Source organism: Microcella indica (genome assembly GCF_013414345.1).
Taxonomy (GTDB): Bacteria; Actinomycetota; Actinomycetes; order Actinomycetales; family Microbacteriaceae; genus Microcella; species Microcella indica.
This window is the reverse complement of the sequence record NZ_CP058670.1, coordinates 2,358,908-2,381,778: the sequence shown is the minus strand read 5'-3', so window position 1 is coordinate 2,381,778 and position 22,871 is coordinate 2,358,908. Positions and strand designations below refer to the sequence as shown.

Here is a 22,871-nt window from a genome sequence, read left to right as displayed (position 1 = left end):
AGCGGGCCCTCAGAACTCGGGGATGTCCGCGGGCTCGTCGGCGGCGCTCGCGAACGCGAGCCGCACAGCTTCGCGCACGTGCACGGCGCTCGCGTCGACGATGCTCGTGTAGCCGAGCCGTGCGCCTTCGGCGGCGCGCTGCGGTGCCCCGGCGACCGCGCGGATCTCGCCCGCGAGGCTGATCTCGCCGATCGCGGCGAGGTGCGGGTCGAGCGCCTTCTCGCGGCGGGCGCTCGCGATGGCGAGAGCGATCGCAAGGTCGGCGCCGGGCTCGGTGAGGCGAATGCCGCCGACGGTGGACACGTACACGTCGAAGCCGCTGAGCGGCATGCCGCAGCGGCGCTCGAGCACGGCGAGCAGCATGGCGACGCGCGAGGAGTCGACGCCGTTGACGACCCGCCGCGGCTGCGGAGCGTTCGAGGCGACGATGAGCGCCTGCACTTCGACGGGCAGGGCGCGGCGCCCCTCCATCGCGATCGCGACGCACGTGCCGCTCACCGGTGTGGTCGACCCCGAGCGGAACAGGATCGACGGGTCGGCGACCTCCGCGATGCCGTCGCCCGTCATCTCGAAGCAGCCCACCTCGTCGGTCGGTCCGTAGCGGTTCTTGAGCGCGCGCACGAAGCGCAGCGCCGTCTGGCGGTCGCCCTCGAACTGGCACACGACGTCGACGAGGTGCTCGAGCAGGCGCGGCCCGGCGATCGTGCCGTCCTTCGTCACGTGCCCGACGAGCACGACGGGCAGGTCGCGGTCCTTCGCGACGCGGATGAGCGTCGCCGCGACCTCCCGCACCTGCGAGACACCTCCGGCGAGCCCGTCCACGAGGGAGGACGCGACCGTCTGCACGGAGTCGACGATGAGCAGCTCGGGCCGTACCTCGTCGAGCTGGCCGAGGATCGTGGCCAGGTCGGTCTCCGCCGCCAGGAACAGTTCGGGGCTGAGCGCGCCCGTGCGACCCGCCCGCAAGCGCACCTGGGCCACCGACTCCTCCGCGCTCACGTACAGCACCCGCTGACCCCGCTTCGCCGCGCGAGCGGCGACCTCGAGCAGCAGCGTCGACTTGCCGACGCCGGGCTCACCGGAGAGCAGGATGGCGGCGCCCGGCACGATGCCGCCGCCGAGCACCCGGTCGAGTTCGAGGATGCCCGTGGGCGTGTGACTCTCATCCCGAGGAGCGATGTCGGTGATGGGGCGGGCAGCCCGGCCCTCGGCGACCCGGGCCGGCGCGGTGTGCCGCGTCGGCGCATCCTTCTCGATCACGGTGCCCCACTGCTGGCACTCGCCGCAGCGGCCCGCCCACTTGAGGGTCGTCCAGCCGCACTCCGTGCAGACGAAGTTCGCGGTCGGTCGGGCCATGGCACCAGAGTACGGCCGAGCGCCGACGTCGGCCGCTCAGACGAGGCTGAGCACGGTGAGCGACAGCGCACCGAAGGCGATGATGAGCACGATGTCGGGCACGCGCGCGAGCTTGTGCACGAGGGGCACGAGGAGAGCGAGGGCCACGCTGCCGACGATGGCGGCGACGGCTGGCACACCCGCGCCCTCGGCGATGCCCGCCGAGGCGTGCAGCAGCGACAGCGCTGTGGCGGCGAGCAGCCCGCAGATCACCGGGAGGATGTAGGCCGAGGTGTTGCGCACGAAGAGCGAGTTTCGCGCGCGGTCGTAGCCGGCGAGCACGAGCAGGGCGATTGCCGAGCAGCTGCCGACCGTGATGAGGAAGGCCGCGATCGCGAACACGACTCCCGCGAGCACCGACCCGGTGGCGGCCCCCACCCCGTAGGCCACCCCTGCCGCGATCTTGACGAGGATCGGCCCGGGCAGGGCATTGGCGACGGGAACGATCTGACCGTAGAACAGCGTTGAATCGACGAGCCCGGTGGCGACGAAGAAGCCGTCGGCGACCCCCACGTAGGCTTCGCCACCGCCGAACGACGACACGGTCGAGACGAGGATGAGACCCAGGAACGACAGCGTCGATGGAGCAGGCACGACGACGAAGGCGGCCACGAATCCCACGGCGGTGAGGATACTCATGACGAGGGCCGCCCGCAGGGCACGACGAGCTCCGACGGGCACCGCTTCGCCCTCCTGCACGTCGGAAACGACGGCCCGGCCCCCGCGCAGCAGCTGCCAGACGGAGACGATCGCGATGCCGGCCAGAGAGATGAGCACGAGGCCGAGCGCCGAGAGTTCGGGCAGGCTCACGGGCTGCTCGCCGCCGGCCGCATCGACGATGAGCGTGACTGCGCGACCCGCGCCCGACAGCAGGAAAGCGATCACGGCGATGGCCACGCCCGTCCACTGCACGCGGCCTCCGGGGGCCAGCACCTTGAGGGTGTAGTGCCCGAGCAGGTACAGGATGAACGCCGAGATGCCGAGGGAGGCGAACTCCACGACGCTGATCGCGCCGGGGCCGAGCGCCGAGAACAGTGCGAGAAGGGCGACCGTGGCCAGTGCCCCCGGCATGGCGACGGCGACGGCGCCGCCCGTCGCGGCCGCGGTGCCGCTCAACTGCGTTCCCGAGACAGTCGCGATCTTGACGGGGAGAGCTCCAGGGGTGACGTTGGCGATCACCGTGTCTTGCGTGAACTCGCGAGTCGTCAGCTTCTTAGGGTGGACGAGTTCGCGCTCCATAACGGGAATGAGCGCACTGCCGCCGCCGAAGCCGATGACGCCGACCTTCGCCATCGAGAGCATGTGCGTCAGCGGCGTGCGGCGGCGGGGGGCGGGTTCAGATCTGGGGGTGTCGTCGCCTCTCATTACGTCACCCTGTCGGATCGTGAGACGGGTTGACGGGGGGCAGGCGGGAGGCACGGCGAGTGACCGCCCCCGCGAATGCCGACTCCCACACGCGATAGCCGCGCGCACTCGGATGGAATTGATCCCACGAGAAGTCGGGCACGCTGCCCCAGCCGCGACGAACCTCGGTGACTCGGTGCAAGGGCGCGAGCGCCTGTCCCTGGGCGCGCACGAGGTTGGCGATCAGACGGGAGGCGATGACGGCATCCAACTCTCGGGCGCCGCTGTAGAAGCAGGGGATGTCGGAGACGATCGCGTGCGAGGGGAGTGCGCCCAACAGGGCCTCGAAGGCGGCACCGAACTCGTCGCGATCGAAGCGACGCATGTCGTTGGCCCCCACGCCCAGGGTCACGAGGTCGGGTCTCAGGTCCGCGAGGAGGGGGAGCTGCTCGGCGTTGACGTTGCGCACTCGCGCGCCGTAGCGGCTGAGGTTGACGATGCGCACGCTGCGTCCGGTGTTCCGTTGCAGCCGGGCCGCGAGTAGCCCGACATAGCTCGCGTCGAGGTCGCTCGTGCCCACGCCCTGCGCGGCCGAATCGCCGAGCGCCACGTACAGCAACTCGCCCGGCTGCTGCGCGCGCCGCCGCCACGCGGCACGGCGCGCTTCCAGCCACGGCGTGCGCAGAGAGGCGGTCACGATACGAATCGTATCGATCACCGGATGCCCGCCCGCACCCCGCGCTCAGTTCGACCCGCGCAGGCCCCTGTACTACACTCTCCCGCGGTGACGTGTCCGAGCGGCCGAAGGTGCAACTCTCGAAAAGTTGTGTAGGGTAACCCCCTACCGTGGGTTCAAATCCCACCGTCACCGCCAGCGAGAGCCCCGAGATTCCGCGGAATTCCGGGGCTCTTTCTTCGTTCTAGACCTGTTTCCCCCACGAATCCCCCACAACTGTCCGAGCGCGCAGCTCGTCGAGGGCATCCGAAACGGCGTCGAAGTCGGCGTCGAACAGGTCGGCGTAGGTGTCGAGGGTCATCGCTGCGGAGGCGTGCCCGAGCATCCTCTGCACAGCCTTGACGTGCGCGCCAGCGCTCACTGCGAGGCCCGCGGCCGTGTGGCGGAGGTCGTGCAGAGTCACCTTCGGGAAGTCAGGGTCGATCGCCTGGGCGCGACGTACGGCGGACGTTCAGCCTTTGGAGGGTGACCATGGCTCGGCGTCGTAGTTACGTGCCGGGGTCGGAGGTCGTGCCGGCTGAGTTGCTGTCGAAGGCTGACCCTGTGTGGAGGTCGGAGGAGTCGACGCGGCGGTGGCTGGACGCTCATGGGCTCGAGTGGCATGACCGTATGCAGGCGCGGCCGCTGAATCGGCACGAGTACGCGACGCATGCGTGGGCGCGAGCCAACGGGTTCACGCGGCAGATTGGGGGCGGTTTCCCCTCGGTGGACTTGAAGCGACTGCGGGACGCGGGGGTGCCGGGTTCGGACGGCGCTGAGGTGTCGGAGTGGATGAGGCACATGGGTATGGAGGGCCGTCGATGACGGCAGGTGTCCCGACTCTCGGGGCGAATCGATTTGGAGGATAGACATGGCTGGTGGTTACACGGTGCCGTCGATGGGCTGACTGGATGAGTTCACGCGCACGATTGGTGATCTTGAGCGGCGCGTGCGTGAGTTGGAGATGCCTACGGGAACGCAGACGGCGCAGGCGGTGGCTCAGATCAAGACTCTCGTCGATGGCCTCGCGGAGACGGTGAATGAGCTCGCGGCGTCTGGTGTGGAGTGGGAGGGGCCGGTCAGCACGTCGGGTGATGGTGTGTTCGACGCTGGTCTGCGGTCGACCGGTGCGGCCCTATTGGATCTGTCGACGATCGCTGGGCCTCGACAGCCGGCATGGCAGCACATTGCGTCTGGTCGGTACGGTTACGCGCCGTCGACGTTGGCTGAGAAGCGGAATGTGCGCCCGGTGCCGTTCTCGGCTGCGGACATGCTGAAGGTCGCCCCGCGAATCTTCGAGTATCGGGGGCAGCTCGACATTCGAGACAACCCGGAGAACCCGGCATACAACCCCGACTACGAAGTGCCGGATGAGGTGGGGCTGATCGCTGAGGATCTGATCGCGGCAGGGTTGGAGTTGTTCGTCATGTTTGACGAGGAAGGCAAACCGCGCGGCGTTCACTATGAACTGTTCGGCGCGGTGGCTGCTCTGGTGGTCGGGTCGGATCTCGACGCACGGTTGACGGCGACAAACGAGCGGATTGACTCGCTAGTGTCGGCGCTCAATCTGCGCCTATAGGTCGGCACTGACCGCCACCGTGTCAAGATCATTACGTGCAAAGTGACGGCGGGAGAAACTTCGGCACCATGCGAAACGCGTGGGTTCACCTGAACCTCGATCACCCGATGGCGGCTTGGCACGCATACCGGGGTGTCATCAAGACTCCTCATCGAGTGAAGCGAGAGCTCTTGTCTCCATGGCTCGTTGACTTCCTGCACGCAAGCACTCGACAGCTCCGCGAGCAGCGCTTTCAGCGCGAACTTCTGCTTGAGAAAACCAGGGCACGCGTCAGTCCCGACGCCAATTCCAGACTCACGTCCTTCTTCGCATTCGACGACTACGACATCGCAATCGATCGCGCTCGGGCTTGGGGTTGGCGAGCTGAGAACCTCGTTGAGATTCGTATTCAGAACGGATCGACCCTCTCGCGTCACGACTCGCAATGGATCGACGAAATGGGTGCTAGCCCAGCGATTCAGCAGGCCGAGTCCTATGCGCGGGGAGATGCGTTCAATTCCACGCCCAAATGGGAACTCTTGGTCGACGGTGAAGCGAGGATCGTGGGCACAGCCGTTCGTCTCCGCGCGCTCCATGAGATCGAGTCTCGGTGGCCGCAGAGCCTATGGCTACTGGAGCAAGCGCGGATCGCGGCCCTCCTCGGCAATGATCTCGGCTACGTCGGAGGATTCGCACACCTCGTCGATAACGACCTCATCAGAATTAGGTGGATCACGGTTGCCGAGGCGCTCAAAGACCCTGGATACGCGGCGCGTGTCGAGCAGTTCTTCAAAGACACACCGCCAACAGAGATACTGGGACGCGCCTTTCGCAGGGACGGTCAGCCAAACGACATCGTATTGCCAGATTGGTCACCGATTGACTTTGATGTTCCCGCGAGCATTTGGACCTCACTCTTCGGGCCCCCTCGGAATAGTCGTTCATGAACCACTAACCGTTCCTGAGATCCGGGTAGCCGACGAACTCGCCGGGGCCGTGCGCTGTGAGATAGTGCCGGTGCGCGGCCGCACATGCCGCTCTGAGTGTCTGCCAGTAGCCGACGAGCTGGCGATCCTCTGACCGTTCCGCCCAGGTCACGACCCGGTAGCCGTGTTCCCCGCCGACCTCGAGCGCGCGGACTACCGCGTAGGGCCTGGCGGCGGGGTCGACCATGATCCATTCACCGGGCGCGAATTCGTGCGCGGCAAGGATGGGGTGCCAGTGGCGGGCCATGATGCTCCTGAGTGGTGGAGCGCACCGGCCCGCGCGTGGGCAAATGTACAACCGCGCTCCGTCAGCCCGCTTGAACGCGGGCCTGCATTGTGCGTCATGATGAGGGAATGACAGCGAAGCCGACCGCGCTAGTTTACGTCGATGGCTTCAACCTGTATCGGAGGTGCCTCGACTCTGCTCCGAGCCTCAAGTGGCTCGACCTCTTCGAACTAGCGAAGGAACTACTTCCCGAATTCGAGGTTGTCCGGGTGCACTACTTCACAGCCTTGCTTCGGCAGGGACTACTTGCCGACGTTCGAGCGCCGGTTGGGTCTGCTGCACGGATAGGTGACATCTGACATGGCTTGCCCGAGGGGGTGGGCCTGGAAGGATGCCATCGTGCCTAAGCCCTATCCGAAAGAGTTCCGCGATGACGTTGTGCGCGTAGTGGAGTCCCACATAGTGGTGTAACGCACGGTGGTCGCGCACGTCGTTGCTGACGTGGACGCGGTCACCGTGTGATCCTTCGAGAAGTCTCTTACCTCCACTCGAAAGGCATCAACACGATGACCGCTCCACACATTGTCGACCCTGCGACCGTTCTGGGTGAAGCCCTCTCGGAGGCGTCGCCGGATTTGATGAGGCATTTGCTGCAGACCATGATCAACGCCCTGCTGTCCGCTGATGCCGACGCTGTGGTCGGCGCCGAGTGGGGCAAGCCCAGCCCTGATCGGGTGACGCACCGCAACGGCTACCGGCACCGTGACCTGGACACTCGCATCGGCACGATCGATGTCGCGATCCCGAAACTACGATCGGGCACCTACTTTCCGGAGTGGCTGCTGGAGCGCAGGAAACGCTCCGAGGCGGCTCTGATCACCGTGATTGCCGACTGCTACCTCGCCGGGGTGAGCACCCGGCGGATGGACAAGCTGGTGAAGACTCTCGGCATCAACGCTCTATCGAAGTCGCAGGTCTCGCGGATGGCTGCCGAGCTCGACGAGCAGGTTGCCGACTTCCGGCACCGGTCTTTGGTCGAGGCGGGCCCGTTCACGTTCGTGGCTGCCGACGCTCTCACGATGAAGGTTCGCGAGGGCGGCCGGGTGGTGAACACGGTCGTGCTGATCGCCACCGGGGTCAACGGCGACGGCCGCCGGGAAGTCCTCGGCCTGCAGACGGCCACGAGCGAGACCGGGTCGGCGTGGAATGCGTTCTTCGCCGACCTCGTCGCCCGCGGGCTCACCGGCGTGCAGCTCGTCACCAGTGACGCGCACGCCGGCTTAAAGGACGCGATCGCAGCGAACCTGCCCGGCGCCACCTGGCAACGCTGCCGCACCCACTACGCGGCGAACCTGATGAGCGTGACCCCGAAGAGCATGTGGCCGGCGGTGAAGGCGATGCTGCACTCCGTCTATGACCAGCCCACCGCCTCCGACGTCCACGCCCAGTTCGATCGGACCCTGGATTACGTCGCCGAGAAGCTCCCCGCGGTCGCCGAGCACCTCGATACCGCTCGGGCCGACATTCTCGCCTTCACCGAGTTCCCCAAAGATGTCTGGTCGCAGATCTGGTCGAACAATCCCAACGAGCGCCTCAACCGCGAGATCCGCCGCCGCACCGACTCCGTGGGCATCTTCCCCAACCGCGACAGCGTCATCCGCCTGGTCGGCGGCGTTCTGGCCGAGCAGACCGATGAGTGGGCAGAGGGGCGCCGCTACTTGGGCCTGGAGGTCCTGGCACGCTCCCGCATGCGGGTGCTGCCCAACAACGGAGACGAGGTGGTCGCCGACACCTTCATCCCTCTCAGCGCCTAAAGCGAAGGATCAGCCGTTACACCACTTCCAGGGACTTGACCGTGCGCGTCGCGGAGAATCGCGAACTGGGAGTGACGGTCGAGCAGATCGCGAACGATTTCGGGGTTCACCCGATGACGCTCACGAAGTGGCTCGCCCGCTCCCGCGCTACCCGGCAGGCTGCCGAGTCGGGGGCGCTGTCTCCGGGCGATCGTGATGCCGAGTTGCGGGAGCTGCGTCAGCGTAATCGGCTGCTCGAGCAGGAGGTCGAGGTGCTGCGCCGCGCGGCGGCGTATTTGGGGCAGGCCCATCTGCCGGGAAAAGGTTCTACCCGCTCGTGACAGAGCTCGCCGCTGACGGGATACCCGTGACGGTGACGTGCCGGGTTCTCAAGCTCTCCCGCCAGCCCTACTACCGATGGCTGAAGCAGCCGATCACGAACGCTGATCGGGTGGAGGCGTATCGCGCGAACGCGCTGTTCGATGCTCACCAGGATGACGCGGAATTCGGGCATCGGCTGCTGGCCGATGAAGCTCGCGACGCCGGAGAGTCGATGGCTGATCGGACGGCGTGGCGGATCTGCCGCGACAACGGCTGGTGGAGCGCGTTCGGAAAGAAGCGCGGCAGGAACGGCAAGAAGGCAGGCCCGCCAGTCCACGACGACCTTTGCGCGGTCGTGGACGAGACCGGACGCATCCGGCATGAGTTCACCGCCGATGGCCCGAACCGGCTCTGGCTGACCGACATCACCGAACATCGCACCGGTGAGGGCAAGCTCTACCTCTGCGCGGTCAAGGACGTGTTCGCCAACAAGATCGTCGGCTACTCGATCGACTCACGGATGAAGTCGAGCTTGGCAGTCAGAGCGCTGGAGAACGCCGTTCAGATGCGCGGCGACGTCGCCGGCTGCGTGATCCACAGCGACCGAGGCAGCCAATCTCGAAGCCGGAAATTCCTCCGAGCGATCAGCCGCCACCGCATGGTGGGATCGATGGGCAGAGTCGGCGCTGCGGGAGACAACGCCGCGATGGAATCGTTCTTCTCGCTGTTGCAGAAGAACGTCCTCAACCGCCGCTCCTGGGCCACCCGCGACGAGCTGCGCATCGCGATCGTCACCTGGATCGAACGCACCTACAACCGGCGACGCCGGCAAGCCGCTCTCGGCCGTTTGACCCCGGTCGAGTTCGAGGCCATCATGAGCACGCCAGCCGCACTGGCGGCGTGACTACAACCTGTCACCTATCCGTGCAGCAGACCCCTTCCTAGCGGCGGCTGTTGGCTTGTCGAACAAGCCCGGGGACAAGGAACAAGTCGACGATGATCCAGACCCACACAACGCCGACGAACAAGAACCCAATAGCGAACGCGGCAGTAGCCCATCCGATAATCGTCAGGAGCAGTAGCGTGACGCCCACGGCGGTGTCTCCGAGGTAGAAGCGGTGAACGCCGAACCCGCCGAGAAAGATCAGAAGGACGTACGCGAGCCACGTTTCTCTTGTGGGGCGCGTGGCGACTGGTGCGGCCGCGGCGGGTGCACGTTGCTCCGTCCACACGGTACCGGTCCAGTAGCGGAGGGTGGCCGCTTGTTCGGGGTCGGGGTACCAACCAGGCGCTGCACTCATGTGAGCGAACCTAGCATCGGGCACCGACGCGCGGTTCAACTCGCCGGGCACCCTTTCGATGGTCGATCAGATCGACCTAGTCTGATCGGACAACCCTCCCGACAGATGGGCAAGTTCATGACTAACCCGACCCCAAACTGTGCAAGCTGCGGCGAGCCCGTCCGAGTGGTACTCACGCCCGACCGCGGTCGCGGTCGCAGTTTCGGCCCGCCTACGTACATCGACGAGCGAGTCTGCGATAACCCGGAGTGCGAGACGAACTCGGGAGATCCGTCGCTCGCGGCGAAGGTCTAGACAGACGCCCATTGCGCAAGGGGGTCAGGGCGCCCGCAAGATCGCGTCGACCGCTCCGTTGTGCCTTCGAGCACCGAAGTAGTGTGACGTCATGACAGAGATTCGATACGAGTTGACCGATGCCGAGTACGCGGAGGCGTTGCGCGCGGCGATGGATGCCTCCCATCGTGCCCGTTTCGACGAAGGGATGCCTGACGAAGCCGCCGAGATCGGTGTCGAGGCGGGGCGAGCAAAAGCGATCGAGATCGTACGACGACGCATGGGCATGTAGGTGCTCGGAGGCCAACGGTCACACCGTCGCGCTTGACAGGACCGGGAGGGGTCGCCTCACGCGGGCCAGGCGGGCGGATCGGGCAGACTGTGTGAGTGTTGTTTGCCTTCGTTGACGAGTCCTATACGCGTGACCGCTATTACATCGCCGCGTTCGTCGTCAACGAGTCGCAGCTCCTCGACCTCAGGGCCGCCAACCGCCGAGCCCTGGAATACGCGGCAGGTTTCGGCGTCGACCCCGACTCCGCTGAACTCCACGGGTACGAGATCATGTCGGGCGACAAAGAGTGGTCGCCTCTACGTGGAAAGCACCGTGCAGCACACGCCATCTACTCACGTGCACTTCGGGAGATGGGCACTCTTCCCCGAGCTCGCGCCTTCGTCGAGGGTGTCGACGTCGCGCGCCTCAACGCCAGATACAGCTACCCCGAACCCCCACACCGTGTCGTGCTTCGACATCTACTGGAAGTGCTCAACAGTCACGCACGACTCACTAGGGAAGAGGTCCTTGTCATCGCCGACGAAGTCCCCGATCAAGAAGATCACGCGCGTCGGATGGCGGCCTACCAGACCGTCACCACTGGCGGCTACAAGCCGAGCAAGCTACAGCACGTTCAGTTCCCAATCACGTTCGGCCGGTCCGTCGAGTCTCCTGGCCTGCAAGCTGCGGACTTGATCGCGTACCTATACAGGCGCCTCGACGCGCACAAGTCTTCCGGCCCGAAGGCTGAACGAACTGCACGGGCGTTGTGGGCAGACGTCGCTCCGCTGAAGCCGCGCTGCCGCCGATGGGACCCGTAAAGCACTGAAACCCTGCACAAGGCAGGGTTCCAGGCGAACAACGCTCCGGTAGCCGGCTCGTCGTGACTCCATTCTACCGAGGTAAGACGCGATACGCCATGACCAATGCGGGCTTGTGGACACCGCCTCGCAGACTGTAGCCGTGAGGGAGCCGCAGCCCTATTGCCCCACAAAAAACCCACAAGCGTGCACAATCGAAGGTGTCTGCGGTAACCGAACGTGACCCCAAAACCGGCTCTTCGCAGTTGAGGGGGTAGGTCGGTAGCGCGTCGGGGTCTGGAGACAGGGTCGAGGTCTTCCAGGATGGAAGTTCTTCAGGCTCACCATCCGAGAAAGACCTCGACGTGCTCAACGCTACCTTCGACCCCGCCGATCTGACTGTCTTCTGCCGTCTCGAGGAGCTCGGACTCGTGGTCGCCGGGCAGCGGATCGAGGCACATCGGGCGGTGTTGGAGTGCCGGATCGTGGAGCCGGACCAGTGGTGCCGGTGGTGCGGGGCGGAGGGTGTCTCGCGCGGCACCGAGGCGAGACGGCTCGCGCATGTCCCGTTCGGCGAGCGGCCGACGACGTTGCTGGTGCGGGTGCGCCGCTACCGGTGCTCGGGATGCGGCAGGTCGTGGCGGCAGGACAGCACCGCGGCGGCTGAGCCGAGGTCGAAGCTGTCCCGTGGAGCGCTCACCTGGGCGCTCACCGCGCTCGTCGTGGACCATCTCACGATCAGCCGAGTCGCAGCTCGGCTCGGGGTGTCCTGGCACACGGCCAACAGTGCTGTTTTGGAGGAAGGCCGTCGGAGGCTGATCGGCGATCCGGCCCGCTTCGATGGGGTCACCGTGATCGGTGTCGATGAACACGTCTGGCGGCACACGAGGTTCGGGGACCGCTACGTGACCGTGGTCATCGACCTGACCCCGGTGCGTGACGGGACGGGTCCGGCGCGGCTGCTGGACATGGTCGAGGGCCGATCGAAGCCGGTGTTCAAGACCTGGCTCGAGCAGCAGTCCCCGGCGTTCCGGGCCGGGATCGAGGTGGTCGCGATGGATGGGTTCACCGGCTTCAAGACCGCCGCCGCCGAAGCCCTCCCCGACGCGATCGAGGTGATGGACCCGTTCCACGTCGTCCAGCTCGCCGGCGACGCCCTCGACCGCACCCGGCAACGCGTCCAACAGCACACCCTCGGCCACCGCGGCCACGCCGGCGATCCGCTCTATGGTGTTCGCCGCGCCCTGCACACCGGGGAAGCGTTCCTCACCGACCGACAGCGCGCCCGCATCGAGGCGGTGTTCGCCATCGACGAGCATGTCGAGGTCGAGACCACCTGGGCCGTCTACCAGAGCATCGTCGCCGCCTACCGGCACCCCGACCGAGCCGCCGGGCGCCGAGCCCTGCAAGCGGTGATCGACTCGCTGCGTCACGGCGTTCCCGAAGTCCTCGTCGAGCTGGGCAAGCTCGGCCGCACCCTGCATCGCCGCGCCGGCGACGTGCTGGCCTATTTCGACCTGCCCGGCACCTCGAACGGTCCAACCGAGGCGATCAACGGCCGACTCGAACACCTCCGCGGCAGTGCGCTCGGCTTCCGCAACCTCAGCAACTACATCGCCCGCAGCCTGCTCGAAAGCGGCGGATTCAGACCCCACCTACCCGCTTGATTGCGAAGAGCCCCAAAACCCCGGAAATCCGGGGGATTTGACCAGCACAACAGCATCCGGGCGGGCAGGCATGGGGTTCAAATCCCACCGTCACCGCTCTTGCCCGCAGGGCAGTGGAGACCCTCGAACCTCGCAGGTTCGGGGTTTTCTGCGTTCTCGCCCCGAGCGAGTGGCGCCGCGCACCCTAGCGCGCCCTGAGTGCTCTCGCCAGACCCTGGCGTTATGGGTGCGCGCATGTCTGACTGGATGGTGTGGGGCGCGCCAGCCACGGCAAGACTGTGCGCGCGCAGTGGGCGTGCTCCGATGAACACCGACACGACCCCGACAGGAATCGGAGCCGAGACTCATGCACGAGCATCCCGACAGCCGCGACGACGCACCCGAGCCCGATGACAAGCGCAAGCCCTCCTCGCCGACCGATCTGCGGCCGCGCACCGCGACGTATGTCGCGAAGCGCGCCGGGCGCGAGTTCATCGCCCACCAGAGCTTCGACATCGCCGCCTCGCTGACCTTCTTCTCGGTGCTCGCGCTGTTCCCCGCGCTCATCGCGGTGTTCTCGATTCTCGGGCTCGTCGGGCAGGGCACGCGGTCGGCCGACGCCGTGCTCGACATCGCAGGGGCTGTGGCGCCTGAGCAGATCATCGAGGTGCTGCGCGGGCCCATCGAGCAGTTCGCCACCTCGCCTGGCGCAGGCCTCGCCCTCGCGGTCGGCCTGCTGCTCGCGCTCTGGTCGGCCTCCGGGTACGTCTCCGCGTTCAGCCGGGCCATGAACCGCATCTACGGCATCGAGGAGGGGCGACCGATCTGGAAGCTCAAGCCCCTGCAGCTGCTCATCACGCTCCTCGGCCTCTCGATCATCGTCGTCATGGTCGTCGGCCTCCTCGTCTCCGGGCCGCTCGCGCAGGCGATCGGTGATGCGCTGGGCATCGGCGCGACCGCGCAGACGGCGTGGAGCATCGCGCGCTGGCCCGTGCTCGCCGTGCTGCTCGTGCTCATGGTCGCGGTGCTCTACTACGCGACCCCCAACGCGCGGCAGCCGAGATTCCGCTGGTTGAGCCCTGGGGCGGCGATCGCGATCGTGGCGCTCGTCATCGTGTCGCTCGGCTTCGGCTTCTACGTGTCGAACGTCGCGAACTACTCGGCGACCTACGGCGCTCTGGGAGGCGTCGTCGTGTTCTTGCTCTGGCTGTGGCTCGCCAACATGGCGCTGCTGTTCGGCGCCGAAGTCGACGCGGAGCTCGAGCGGGCGCGCGAGCTCCAGGCGGGCCTGCCGGCCGAGGAGGTCATCCAGCTGCCCCCGCGCGACGACACCATGATCGAGAAGCGTGCCGAGGCAGAACGTGAGGCCATCGAGGAAGGGCGCCGCATCCGCCAGCGCGCCGAGCACCAGACGCAAGACTGACGCTCGCACACGACTCGGCGCGCGCAGGGTCGTCAGGGGCGGCTCTCAGCGCGTTCATACCCCCGGGGGTATTATGGGAGCTCTCCGGGAAGGAGCTCACCATGAGGCTCGAAGGCACTGCACACCCTGTCCGCTTCGCCATCGGGACGGGTGCCGTCGGGCTCGGCCTGGTGGTCGCCCTCACCCTCGCCGGCTGCGCACCCGCTCCCGAGGCCGTGCCTGCCCGCGATGCGACGCTCACGCCCGCGGACTCGAGCACGAGTGCCCCCGAAGCCGACCCGGGCATCGCTGCGCCGACGGCGCCCGCCGCGACGGCCCTGCCCGCCGACGTCGACCCCGACAGTGATGCTGCCCTCGCGTGGGACGCCCTGATGTCGCCCGTCGGGGAGTACGCCGCCGCAGCGTCGTACCTCGCCGTGCTCGACCGGTTCGGCGAGGTCGAGCCGTACGCGACGATCCTCGAGGGCGAGCTGCGGCACATCGACGCGCTGACCCGCCAGCTCGACCGTGCCGGCATCGAGGTTCCCGAGAACCCCTACATCGGGCAGGTCGTCGCACCGACCGACCTGCAGGCGGCGGCCGAAGCGTGGGCGGAGGGCGAGATCAGCAACGTCGCACTCTACGACGAGCTGCTCGCCCAGGCCGATGATGCGCGACTCGTGACGGTGCTGGGCAACCTGCGCCGGGCATCCCTCGAATCTCACCTGCCGCTGTTCGAGGCGGCGGCAGCGGCCGGGGGAACGCTCGACGAGATGCCGGCGCACACTCCGTAGCCACAGAGCGGGTGCACCGTGTGCGCTCAGCAAACGCTCCTATCGTCGGGGCATGACCTCCCTCACGGATGCTCCGCTCACGATGCTCGACGGCCGCGAGACGACCTTCGCCGAGTTCGCCGACCACGTCGTGCTCGTCGTCAACGTGGCCTCACGCTGCGGGCTCGCGCCGCAGTACGAGCAGCTCGAGGAGCTGCAGAAGCGCTACGCCGACCGCGGGTTCACGGTGCTCGGCGTGCCTTCGAACCAGTTTCTGCAGGAGCTGTCGAGCGAGGAGAAGATCGCCGAGTACTGCAGAACCACGTGGGGCGTCACCTTCCCCATGACCGAGAAGGCGAAGGTCAACGGCTCGAAGCGGCACCCGCTCTACACGCAGCTGGTCGAGACGCCCGATGGCGGCGGCAAGGCCGGGCCGATCATGTGGAACTTCGAGAAGTTCCTCGTGCTGCCGAGCGGCGAGGTGCATCGCTTCCGGCCCACCGTGCTGCCGGACGCTCGCCCCATCGTCGAGCTCATCGAGGCGAACCTGCCCCGCTGACGCGCGGAGAGCCTCCCGGATCGCGGGGCGGTGCTGTACCGCTCAATCTCAGCGGGAATTGTCGGGACCTTTGGCACTGCCCGGGGGCCGCCGAGCGGGCCACTCTGGGGTCATCACCGCTCAGGCCCGCGATCGTCGTGGGACGAGTTCACCTCGAGGAGACGAAGATGACCGCCACCACCATCGATCCGAACGCCCCCGACCAGACCGACGCGCCCGGGATGCCCACAGCAGGCCTTGGCCGACGCTCCCTCGCCGTCCTGCGCCTGGCAACCGGGTTCATTTTCCTGTGGGCGTTTCTCGACAAGACGTTCGGGCTCGGCTACGCGACGCCGCTCGAGCGGGCCTGGATCAACGGCGGCACGCCGGCCCAGGGCTTCCTCAGGAGCGACACGGTCACCGGACCGCTCAAGGACTTCTTCCTCACCCTCGCCAACCCGGTCACCGACGTGCTGTTCATGCTCGGGATGCTCGGCATCGGCGTCGCCGTCATGCTGGGTATCGGCCTTCGCGTGAGCGCTGTGGCCGGCACCATCCTCATGGTCTTCATGCACCTCGCCGAGTGGCCCTTCACGCCGCTGACCGCCTCGAACAACCCCCTCGTCGACTACCACATCATCTACGCGCTCGCCCTGATCGTGATCGCGACGACGTTCGCCGGAGACACCTGGGGCATCGGCAAGGCGTGGAGGAGCATCCCGCTCGTGCAGAAACAGCGCTGGCTGATCTGAGCGCGGGCGACCGCGCCCGGGTCGCGGAAGGCTAGACCTGCGTGAGCGAATCCTTTGCCGCCGCCACGACCGCGTCTGCGGTCATGCCGTAGCGCTCGAACAGCTCGGGGCCGGAGGCCGACGCGCCGAAGTGCTCGATGGAGACGCTGCGGCCCGCGTCGCCGACGACGTCGCGCCAACTCAGCGCGACACCGGCTTCGACCGAGACGCGGGCCCGCACTGCCGAGGGCAGCACCGACTCGCGGTAGTCGTCATCCTGCTCGGCGAACCACTCGAGTGATGGCGCCGACACGACGCGAGCTTGAATGCCGTCTTGCGCCAGCGTGTCTCGCGCTGCGAGCGCGAGTTGCACCTCAGACCCGGTGGCGATGAGGATGACCTCGGGCGCACCGTCAGGGGCCTCGGCGAGAACATAGGCGCCACGGGCCGCCAGCGTTGCTGAGGCGAGAACGGCGCCGGAGGCCTCGCCCTCGCCTCGGTCGAGCACGGGAACGTTCTGTCGGGTCAGGGCGATGCCGGTGGGTCCGCCTCGGCGACGCAGCACCTCCAGCCACACGGCCGCCGTCTCCGCGGCGTCGCAGGGGCGGGCCACCGTCATGTTGGGGATGGCGCGCAGCGTGGCGAGTTGTTCGATCGGCTGATGCGTGGGGCCGTCCTCTCCCAGGGCGACTGAGTCGTGAGTCCAGACGAAAATGCTCGGGATGTTCATGAGTGCGGCGAGGCGGACGGCGGGCCGCATGTAGTCGCTGAAGATGAGGAAGGTGCCCCCGAAGGCGCGGGTGGGCCCGTGCAGGAGGATGCCGTTGATGATGGCGCCCATCGCGTGCTCGCGGATGCCGAAGTGCAGCACTCGCCCATACGGCTCGGCCGTCCATTCGTGCGTCGATCGCTCGGCGGGCGCAAACGATGCCGCACTCTTGATGGTCGTCAGGTTCGATTCGGCCAGGTCGGCAGACCCACCCCAGAGCTCGGGCAGGTGAGCGGCGAGCGCATTGATGACGGCGCCCGACGCGGCCCGGGTCGACATCGCCGTGCCGGGTTCCCCGTGCGGCAGCGCCGCGTCCAGGCCGTCGGGCAGCTCGCCGGTCTGCAGGCGATCCCAGAGCTGCTTGCGTTCCGGGTTCGCCGCCGCCCAGGTCTCGAACCGCTGCTGCCACTCGGCATGGGCGGCAGCCCCACGATCGGCGAGGGCTCGCGTGTGAGCGATGACGTCGTCATCGATGGTGAAGAACTGCTCGGGGTCGAACCCGAGGGCACGCTTCGTCGCCGCGAGCTCGTTCGCTCCGAGGGCCGAGCCGTGCACGGCACCCGTGTTCTGCTTGCCGGGGGAGGGCCACCCGATGATGGTCTTCAGGATGATCAGGGAGGGCCGGGAGGTCTCGGCTTTCGCCGCCTCGATCGCCGCGTACAGCTCGTGGATGTCTTCCTGGTAGGCGCCGGTTTTTTTCCAGTCGACGGTCTGCACGTGCCAGCCGTAGGACGCATAGCGGGCGGCGACATCTTCGGTGAAGGCGATGGTGGTGTCGTCTTCGATCGAGATCTGGTTGGAGTCGTAGATGGCGATCAGGTTGCCCAGCTCTTGGTGACCGGCGAGACTGCCAGCCTCTGACGTCACGCCCTCCTGGATGTCGCCATCACCGGCGACGACGTAGATCGTGTGATCGAAGGGCGACTCGCCGGCGGGGGCGTCGGGGTCGAAGAGGCCGCGCTCATAGCGTGTCGCGTAGGCGAAACCGACGGCGGAGGCGAGACCCTGGCCGAGCGGCCCCGTCGTGATTTCCACGCCCGGCGTGTGACCGTATTCGGGGTGGCCGGGGGTGAGGGAGCCCCACGTGCGCAGCGCCTTCAGGTCGTCGAGTTCGAGACCGAAGCCGCCGAGGTACAGCTGCACGTACTGCGTGAGAGACGAATGGCCGACCGACAGGATGAAGCGGTCGCGACCGGCCCAGGTCGGGTCGGCGGGGTCGTGGCGCAGCACGCGCTGGTACAGCAGGTACGCGAGTGGCGCGAGACTCATGGCCGTTCCCGGATGCCCGTTGCCCACCTTCTCGACCGCGTCAGCCGCGAGAACTCGCGCCGTGTCGACTGCCCGCTGGTCGATGTCGTCCCATCGCACTTCGGTCATGACCTGTCTCCTCACCGTTGACGGAAAACCACTGTTGACAGGTACCGTATCGCAATCTATGGTGAATCTAACATCGCCAGGTTGATAAATAACATGGCGCGGCGTCGTACCTAACATGGTCACGGACCGCCAAGACGGTGACGCAACTCGTCCAGCGCGAGGTCGCGCTGAGCGAGACGGCGAACCGGCTTGAGGAACACACGCGGTCTCAACGATGAACGCACAAACAACGGGAGCAAAGATGCGCGCAGTTGTATTCACGTCGGAAGGCGAATTGGCCCTCGAGGAGCGCCCTCAGCCGAAGCCCGGCCACAAGGAAATCCTCATCGAGACCGCCGCGGTCGGACTCTGTGGCACGGATACTCACGTGCTGGATGGCGAGTTCGAGGGAACTGTCTTTCCCCTCGTACCCGGCCACGAGGCATCCGGCACCATCGTCGAGCTCGGAGAGGGCGTCAATGACGGTGTCTTCGACTTCGCGGTCGGCGACCACGTCGTCGTCAACCCGAGCACCACCTGCGGCGAGTGCGAGTTCTGCCTCAACGGCCACCAGAACCTCTGCCGCTTCTGGAACGGGCTCGGAGTGGTCGCCTCCGACGGTGCGGCGCAGCAATTCTTCACGGCGCCCGCGAGCAACGTCTACAAGCTCAAGCCCGTGACCGACCTCTTCGAGGCCGCCCTCATCGAGCCGCTCGCTTGCGCCATTCGTGGCTGGGACGTGCTTCCCCGTCGCATGGGCGACCACGTGCTCGTCTACGGCTCCGGCACGATGGGGCTGCTCATGGCCCAGCTCGCGACCCGCGCCGGAGCGGCATCGGTCACGATCGTCGACCTCAACGAAGACCGCTTGAACACCGCCGCCGAGTGTGGCATTGAGCTGCGCTACACGAGCGCCGACGATGCAGACCGCGAGAAGTGGGATGTCGTGATCGACTGCACCGGCAACATCCGGGCGATCGAGGATGGCCTGACGCGCGTGAAGCCCGCCGGATTCTTCCAAGACTTCGGAGTCGCGCCCGCCGACAAGAAGGCAGAGTTCTCGCCCTTCCGCGTCTACCGCGACGAGATCTCGATCGTCGGAACGATGGCCGTGCTCAACTCCTTTGGTCGCGCGGTGGAGATGTTCGAAGCCGGCGCGGTCAACGCCACGGCCATGATCAGCCACAGCTTCGTCCTCGACGACTACGAGCAGGCCCTCGACCAGTTCCGTCGAGGCGAAGGGCGCAAGCTGCAGATCCGCCCCAACGACGACCAGTCACGGGTGCTGATCGCATGAGCGCCCCCACGACGTCGGCGACCGCGCCGCGGACGCGCACCCGTCTCTCCCGCACTGCCAAGCGCGGCATCACTGCCGGAGTGATCGCGGCGGTGCTGGTCGGAATGGCCCTCGGAACGAGGGTCGTGCCACTCGACGATCCGCTCGCGCAAGGGATCGTCGAGTTCAACGCCGCAGACTTCGGCGCGGAGCAGTTCGAGATCGTGCAAGAAGGAATCATCGACCGCTCCGCAGATGCCACAGTGGTGGCCGCCGCCATTGCTGATGACCCTGAGGCTGCCGCTGACCAGTACGCGGTTCCCAGCTCCGGCGGCCCCGTGTTCAGCGTGAGCTTCACCGGAGTCGTCGGCGACGGCCAGTCAGGCATCTACGAGATCCAGGTCGACGGGTTGCCCGATGACCTGCTGGTGCGCCTGCAGACCGGGCCGGCGATCAACGGAACAGAGCTGCGTGACGCCACTGGCGCGTACGAGTTCGGCGAGTTCACCAACCAGATCGCCTTCCAGAATGCCGCCGCCGCTCTCAACGATGAGCTCAAGACTCGGGTGCTCGAGTCGGTCGACACCGACAACCTGTCGGGCCAGACCGTCACCGTGGTCGGCGCCTTCACGCTCGTGAATCCCGCCGCCTGGCTGGTCACGCCGGTGGAGGTGACGGTGCTGTGAACGCCTCATTCGACGATGTGATGCTCGAGGCGCGCGACATCGTCAAGAACTATGGCGGCGTTCGCGCTCTGCGAGGGGTCAACTTCGACATCCGTTCCGGAACGGTCACCACGCTGTTTGGGGAGAACGGAGCCGGCAAGTCGACGCTCATGAAGATCCTCTCGGGAGTCGAGCAGCCGACCTCCGGCCAAATCCTCCTCGACGGCAAGCCGGTCACCTTTCACTCCACGACGGATGCTCGCGAGCGAGGAATCTCGATCATTCACCAGGAGCTGAGCCTGGCCCCGAACCTCTCCGTGCGCGACAACATCTTCCTCGGCCGTGAGATTCCGGGCCGGACGGGTGTCGACTACGCGGAAGAGGATCGTCAGACGCGGGAACTGCTGCAGGAGATGCAGTTGCCGATCGAGCCGGACACCATGGTGGCCGACCTTCGCGTGGGGCAGCAGCAGATCATCGAGATTGCTCGCGCGCTGTCGGTCAACTCGCGCATTCTCATCATGGATGAGCCGACGTCGGCCCTCGCGGCATCGGAAGTGCAGGTGCTGTTCGGCATCATCAACGACCTGACCTCACGCGGCGTGGCGATCGTCTACATCTCCCACCACCTCGAAGAGGCGCTCGAAGTCACCGACCACGCGGTCGTGTTGCGGGACGGCTCCATGACGGCCCGGGGTGAGCGCGCCGACATCGACCTCGAGTGGATCGTGCGCAACATGGTCGGCGACAACTATGACCTCGGTGCGCCGCCGACGGGGTACGACTTCGGCGACCCGGCCCTGAGCATCCGCAACCTCACCGTGCTCGACCCCGAGAACCCGGAGCGCGCGATCGTCAACGGGCTCAGCCTCGACGTGAAGGCAGGCGAGATCGTCTGCCTCTATGGGCTCATGGGTTCGGGCCGGACCGAATTGCTGGAGGCCATCGCGGGCCGCGGCGCCGTGTCCAGCGGCACCGTGCTGCTCGAAGGTCAGAAGTTGGATCGCCAGACCCTCGCAGAGCGCATCGAGATGGGCATCGGCCTGGTGCCCGAGGATCGCCAGCGCGACGGACTCGTGCAGACCATGTCGGTCGGCAAGAACCTCACCCTCTCCAGCCTGCGGGACTGTCTCGTCAACGGAGTGCTCTCCCGTCGAGCAGAGCGGACCCACGCCGACCAGCTCATCGCCGACGTGACGGTCAAGACGGATGGCCCCGATATCGAGATTGGGGCGCTGTCAGGAGGTAACCAGCAAAAGGTCGTGATCGGCAAGGTGCTGGGAACGCGTCCCCGAGTCATGCTGCTCGACGAGCCGAGTCGCGGTATCGATGTCGGCGCGAAAGGTGAGGTGTTTCGCCTCCTCGCCGCGCGTGCTGCCGAAGGACTCACGGTTGTCTACTCGACCTCCGAGGTGGGCGAGTGCCTCAGCATCGCCCACCGCATCATCGTGCTGAACCGCGGCCGCATCTCAGCCGAATTCGGACCGGATGCGACCAAAGAAATGATCATGGCCGCCTCTGGCGAGGCCGTGGCCGCCTAACCGGGCCCAAGGAATGGATCGGACAATGACGACGACAACCACCACAACCACCGCGATCATCACGCAGCGGAAGACACGATCGATCGGCAAGATCCTCATCGAGGGCCGGGCGTTTCTCGCGCTGATTCTCATCATCGCCGTGTTCTCGATGCTGTCGCCCAACTACCTCACCGTCAGCAACCTCCTCATCATGGCCTCGCACGTGGCGATCTTTGCGATTCTGGGGCTGGGGATGCTCATGGTGATCCTCAACGGAGGCATCGACCTCTCGGTGGGATCCACCTTGAGCTTCTCGGCGATCATCGGAGGCTTCCTCATTCAAGACGGGTTGTCGCTCACCATCTTCGGAGTGGTGCTCTACCCGAGCATCCCCGTCGTTGTCATCATCTCCTGTGCCATGGGAGCCCTGGTGGGGTTGGTCAACGGAATCCTGGTGGCCAAATTCAAGGTCGCGCCCTTCGTCGCGACCCTCGGCATGCTCTACGTCGTCCGCGGCATCGCGCTCCTGATGACCAACGGACTCACGGTCAACAACCTTTCGGGCAACCCTGAGCTGGGGAACACCGGGTTCGACTGGCTCGGGTTCAACCGACTGCTCGGCATTCCGATCGGCGTCATCATCATGGGCATCATCGCCCTGATTCTCGGATTCGTGCTCAGCCGTTCCACCTTCGGGCGCTGGCTGTACGCCTCCGGAGGCAACGAGCGCGCAGCCGAACTCTCCGGAGTGCCGGTCAAGGCCGTCACCGTGTGGGTGTATGTCATCTCCGGCATCTGCGCCTCGGTCGCCGGGCTCATCCTCTCCTCGACCCTCACGAGCGCAAGCCCGACGGCGGGCAACACCTACGAGCTCACCGCCATCGCGGTCGTCGTCATCGGCGGTGCGGCCCTCACGGGTGGACGCGGAACGGTGCGCGGAACCCTGCTCGGGGCGTTCGTCATCGGCTTCCTCTCCGATGGGCTCGTGATCGTCGGCGTCTCCGCCTACTGGCAGATGGTCTTCATGGGCGCGGTGATCGTCATCGCCGTGATGCTCAACACGCTCCAGTACGGCCGTCGGCCCCGTCCCGCCGCCTCGAGCACTCCGCCACCATCGTCGACGCCAGGCGACGGGCCGACCGAGCCCCACTCCCCCGAAACGTCGGGTCAGAAGACGCCAGTCACCACCGGCACCACCACCTGACCCGCCCC

Annotated in this window: 21 protein-coding genes, 1 tRNA gene and 1 pseudogene; 16 read left to right on the top strand and 7 right to left on the bottom strand. The window is 66.6% G+C overall.

Annotated features, from left to right (window positions below):
- Positions 1 to 9 precede the first annotated feature (9 nt).
- From radA to HUJ41_RS11575, 3 genes are read right to left on the bottom strand one after another with little or no spacing between them, the layout of a single operon-like run.
- Entirely contained in the window at positions 10 to 1,356 is a 1,347-nt protein-coding gene (gene radA / locus HUJ41_RS11585) for a DNA repair protein RadA (protein WP_179872665.1), read from the bottom strand.
- A gap of 36 nt (positions 1,357 to 1,392) precedes the next feature.
- Complete coding sequence (locus HUJ41_RS11580; RefSeq protein WP_179872664.1) at positions 1,393 to 2,760, bottom strand: chromate transporter; 1,368 nt, start codon at positions 2,758 to 2,760, stop codon at positions 1,393 to 1,395.
- A 4-nt stretch (positions 2,761 to 2,764) separates the two neighbouring features.
- The gene (locus tag HUJ41_RS11575; protein ID WP_179872663.1) at positions 2,765 to 3,436 is read right to left on the bottom strand and encodes an SGNH/GDSL hydrolase family protein; all 672 of its coding nucleotides are present in this window, start codon (positions 3,434 to 3,436) and stop codon (positions 2,765 to 2,767) included.
- A gap of 86 nt (positions 3,437 to 3,522) precedes the next feature.
- On the opposite strand from HUJ41_RS11575, the gene HUJ41_RS11570 reads away from it, so the two are divergent.
- Positions 3,523 to 3,613 (top strand) — tRNA-Ser (locus HUJ41_RS11570).
- Between the two features lie 46 nt (positions 3,614 to 3,659).
- On the opposite strand, the pseudogene HUJ41_RS11565 reads toward HUJ41_RS11570, so the two are convergent.
- Positions 3,660 to 3,920, bottom strand: a pseudogene (locus HUJ41_RS11565) (tyrosine-type recombinase/integrase); the annotation flags it as partial.
- A 528-nt stretch (positions 3,921 to 4,448) separates the two neighbouring features.
- On the opposite strand from HUJ41_RS11565, the gene HUJ41_RS11560 reads away from it, so the two are divergent.
- Both HUJ41_RS11560 and HUJ41_RS11555 read left to right on the top strand, forming a co-directional pair.
- Positions 4,449 to 5,033 carry a hypothetical protein gene (locus tag HUJ41_RS11560; RefSeq protein ID WP_179872662.1) on the top strand — a complete coding sequence of 195 codons (585 nt, stop codon included), beginning with the start codon at positions 4,449 to 4,451 and terminating at the stop codon, positions 5,031 to 5,033.
- Positions 5,034 to 5,068: 35 nt separating this feature from the next.
- Entirely contained in the window at positions 5,069 to 5,959 is an 891-nt protein-coding gene (locus HUJ41_RS11555) for a DUF2441 domain-containing protein (RefSeq protein WP_179872661.1), read from the top strand.
- A 4-nt stretch (positions 5,960 to 5,963) separates the two neighbouring features.
- Here HUJ41_RS11555 and HUJ41_RS11550 read toward each other — a convergent pair whose 3' ends face one another.
- Positions 5,964 to 6,245 carry a hypothetical protein gene (locus HUJ41_RS11550; protein ID WP_179872660.1) on the bottom strand — a complete coding sequence of 94 codons (282 nt, stop codon included), beginning with the start codon at positions 6,243 to 6,245 and terminating at the stop codon, positions 5,964 to 5,966.
- A gap of 545 nt (positions 6,246 to 6,790) precedes the next feature.
- Between HUJ41_RS11550 and HUJ41_RS11545 the strand changes: the two genes are divergently transcribed.
- Together HUJ41_RS11545 and HUJ41_RS11540 are read left to right on the top strand one after the other, a co-directional pair.
- A complete protein-coding gene (locus HUJ41_RS11545) occupies positions 6,791 to 8,038 on the top strand; it encodes an IS256 family transposase (RefSeq protein WP_179872659.1) in 1,248 nt (415 codons plus the stop codon).
- A 35-nt stretch (positions 8,039 to 8,073) separates the two neighbouring features.
- A protein-coding gene (locus tag HUJ41_RS11540) for an IS3 family transposase (protein ID WP_246299236.1) occupies positions 8,074 to 9,242 on the top strand; the annotation gives its coding sequence in 2 pieces (ribosomal slippage) (positions 8,074 to 8,334 and positions 8,337 to 9,242; 1,167 coding nt in all).
- Between the two features lie 37 nt (positions 9,243 to 9,279).
- Here HUJ41_RS11540 and HUJ41_RS11535 read toward each other — a convergent pair.
- Positions 9,280 to 9,639: a DUF2510 domain-containing protein gene (locus HUJ41_RS11535; protein WP_179872658.1), complete on the bottom strand. Its 360-nt coding sequence runs from the start codon at positions 9,637 to 9,639 to the stop codon at positions 9,280 to 9,282.
- Positions 9,640 to 10,024: 385 nt separating this feature from the next.
- Between HUJ41_RS11535 and HUJ41_RS11530 the strand changes: the two genes are divergently transcribed.
- The 7 genes from HUJ41_RS11530 (at position 10,025) to HUJ41_RS11500 (ending at position 16,094) form a co-directional block, all read left to right on the top strand.
- Positions 10,025 to 10,204, top strand: a complete 180-nt coding sequence (locus tag HUJ41_RS11530; RefSeq protein WP_179872657.1) for a hypothetical protein — start codon at positions 10,025 to 10,027, stop codon at positions 10,202 to 10,204.
- Positions 10,205 to 10,299: 95 nt separating this feature from the next.
- Positions 10,300 to 11,004 (top strand): DUF3800 domain-containing protein, encoded by a 705-nt coding sequence (locus HUJ41_RS11525; RefSeq protein WP_179872656.1) that lies wholly within the window; start codon positions 10,300 to 10,302, stop codon positions 11,002 to 11,004.
- A 344-nt stretch (positions 11,005 to 11,348) separates the two neighbouring features.
- On the top strand, positions 11,349 to 12,650 hold the full coding sequence (locus HUJ41_RS11520; RefSeq protein ID WP_179872018.1) for an ISL3 family transposase: 1,302 nt from the start codon (positions 11,349 to 11,351) through the stop codon (positions 12,648 to 12,650).
- Positions 12,651 to 12,996: 346 nt separating this feature from the next.
- Positions 12,997 to 14,052, top strand: a complete 1,056-nt coding sequence (locus tag HUJ41_RS11515; RefSeq protein WP_179872655.1) for a YihY/virulence factor BrkB family protein — start codon at positions 12,997 to 12,999, stop codon at positions 14,050 to 14,052.
- Between the two features lie 101 nt (positions 14,053 to 14,153).
- Positions 14,154 to 14,825, top strand: a complete 672-nt coding sequence (locus HUJ41_RS12675) for a ferritin family protein (RefSeq protein WP_218925614.1) — start codon at positions 14,154 to 14,156, stop codon at positions 14,823 to 14,825.
- Between the two features lie 52 nt (positions 14,826 to 14,877).
- Positions 14,878 to 15,363: a glutathione peroxidase gene (locus HUJ41_RS11505; protein WP_179872654.1), complete on the top strand. Its 486-nt coding sequence runs from the start codon at positions 14,878 to 14,880 to the stop codon at positions 15,361 to 15,363.
- A gap of 167 nt (positions 15,364 to 15,530) precedes the next feature.
- On the top strand, positions 15,531 to 16,094 hold the full coding sequence (locus HUJ41_RS11500) for a DoxX family protein (RefSeq protein ID WP_179872653.1): 564 nt from the start codon (positions 15,531 to 15,533) through the stop codon (positions 16,092 to 16,094).
- 31 nt (positions 16,095 to 16,125) lie between these two features.
- On the opposite strand, the gene tkt is transcribed toward HUJ41_RS11500, so the two are convergent.
- Positions 16,126 to 18,219 (bottom strand): transketolase, encoded by a 2,094-nt coding sequence (gene tkt, locus HUJ41_RS11495; protein WP_179872652.1) that lies wholly within the window; start codon positions 18,217 to 18,219, stop codon positions 16,126 to 16,128.
- Between the two features lie 241 nt (positions 18,220 to 18,460).
- Here tkt and HUJ41_RS11490 point away from each other — a divergent pair, with 241 nt between their 5' ends.
- From HUJ41_RS11490 to HUJ41_RS11475, 4 genes are read left to right on the top strand one after another with little or no spacing between them, the layout of a single operon-like run.
- Positions 18,461 to 19,495, top strand: coding sequence for a zinc-dependent alcohol dehydrogenase family protein (locus HUJ41_RS11490; protein ID WP_152583677.1), 1,035 nt, complete (start codon positions 18,461 to 18,463; stop codon positions 19,493 to 19,495).
- Positions 19,492 to 20,160 carry a DUF2291 family protein gene (locus HUJ41_RS11485; RefSeq protein WP_152583676.1) on the top strand — a complete coding sequence of 223 codons (669 nt, stop codon included), beginning with the start codon at positions 19,492 to 19,494 and terminating at the stop codon, positions 20,158 to 20,160. The genes HUJ41_RS11490 and HUJ41_RS11485 overlap by 4 nt, the downstream gene beginning before the upstream one ends.
- Complete coding sequence (locus HUJ41_RS11480; RefSeq protein ID WP_246299234.1) at positions 20,157 to 21,680, top strand: sugar ABC transporter ATP-binding protein; 1,524 nt, start codon at positions 20,157 to 20,159, stop codon at positions 21,678 to 21,680. The genes HUJ41_RS11485 and HUJ41_RS11480 overlap by 4 nt, the downstream gene beginning before the upstream one ends.
- A gap of 25 nt (positions 21,681 to 21,705) precedes the next feature.
- The gene (locus HUJ41_RS11475) at positions 21,706 to 22,863 is read left to right on the top strand and encodes an ABC transporter permease (protein WP_152583675.1); all 1,158 of its coding nucleotides are present in this window, start codon (positions 21,706 to 21,708) and stop codon (positions 22,861 to 22,863) included.
- Positions 22,864 to 22,871 lie beyond the last annotated feature (8 nt).

Bases quoted from the DNA above. Each gene is read 5' to 3' on its own strand.
- HUJ41_RS11515 (WP_179872655.1), top strand. From the start codon at position 12,997: ATGCACGAGCATCCCGACAGCCGCGACGACGCACCCGAGCCCGATGAC.
- HUJ41_RS11505 (WP_179872654.1), top strand. From the start codon at position 14,878: ATGACCTCCCTCACGGATGCTCCGCTCACGATGCTCGACGGCCGCGAG.
- HUJ41_RS11530 (WP_179872657.1), top strand. From the start codon at position 10,025: ATGACAGAGATTCGATACGAGTTGACCGATGCCGAGTACGCGGAGGCG.
- HUJ41_RS12675 (WP_218925614.1), top strand. From the start codon at position 14,154: ATGAGGCTCGAAGGCACTGCACACCCTGTCCGCTTCGCCATCGGGACG.
- HUJ41_RS11475 (WP_152583675.1), top strand. From the start codon at position 21,706: ATGACGACGACAACCACCACAACCACCGCGATCATCACGCAGCGGAAG.
- HUJ41_RS11535 (WP_179872658.1), bottom strand. From the start codon at position 9,639: ATGAGTGCAGCGCCTGGTTGGTACCCCGACCCCGAACAAGCGGCCACC.
- HUJ41_RS11550 (WP_179872660.1), bottom strand. From the start codon at position 6,245: ATGGCCCGCCACTGGCACCCCATCCTTGCCGCGCACGAATTCGCGCCC.
- HUJ41_RS11490 (WP_152583677.1), top strand. From the start codon at position 18,461: ATGCGCGCAGTTGTATTCACGTCGGAAGGCGAATTGGCCCTCGAGGAG.
- radA (WP_179872665.1), bottom strand. From the start codon at position 1,356: ATGGCCCGACCGACCGCGAACTTCGTCTGCACGGAGTGCGGCTGGACG.
- HUJ41_RS11485 (WP_152583676.1), top strand. From the start codon at position 19,492: ATGAGCGCCCCCACGACGTCGGCGACCGCGCCGCGGACGCGCACCCGT.
- tkt (WP_179872652.1), bottom strand. From the start codon at position 18,219: ATGACCGAAGTGCGATGGGACGACATCGACCAGCGGGCAGTCGACACG.
- HUJ41_RS11500 (WP_179872653.1), top strand. From the start codon at position 15,531: ATGACCGCCACCACCATCGATCCGAACGCCCCCGACCAGACCGACGCG.
- HUJ41_RS11545 (WP_179872659.1), top strand. From the start codon at position 6,791: ATGACCGCTCCACACATTGTCGACCCTGCGACCGTTCTGGGTGAAGCC.
- HUJ41_RS11580 (WP_179872664.1), bottom strand. From the start codon at position 2,760: ATGAGAGGCGACGACACCCCCAGATCTGAACCCGCCCCCCGCCGCCGC.